Source organism: Pseudomonas sp. BJa5 (assembly GCF_030272875.2).
Classification (GTDB): domain Bacteria; phylum Pseudomonadota; class Gammaproteobacteria; order Pseudomonadales; family Pseudomonadaceae; genus Aquipseudomonas.
In genome coordinates, this window is the sequence record NZ_JALRNG020000267.1 from 1 (window position 1) to 228 (window position 228).

The 228-nt window shown below is 43.9% G+C and carries 1 protein-coding gene; it reads right to left on the minus strand.

Going from position 1 to position 228, the window contains the following annotated elements; translation table 11 throughout:
- Positions 1-228, minus strand: a 228-nt coding sequence (locus M2D63_RS26250) for an ATP:cob(I)alamin adenosyltransferase (RefSeq protein WP_405310950.1), incomplete at both ends; no start/stop codon positions are given.

Here is a 228-nt window from a genome sequence, read left to right on the forward strand (position 1 = left end):
CCGAGAACAAATAGAAGATCGCTCATTCTATTCAAGAACTTTAATGCCATTGGATCGACGTCTTCGTCTCTCATAAGTGGAACAATACTCCGTTCAGCTCGACGACAAATTGCGCGGGAATACTGTAATTGAGCAGACGTCATTCCACCGCCAGAAAGAATAAATTGTCGGATTGCAGGCAACGCGTCTCCGTATCGATCGATTTCTGCATTTATCCATTCAACCATT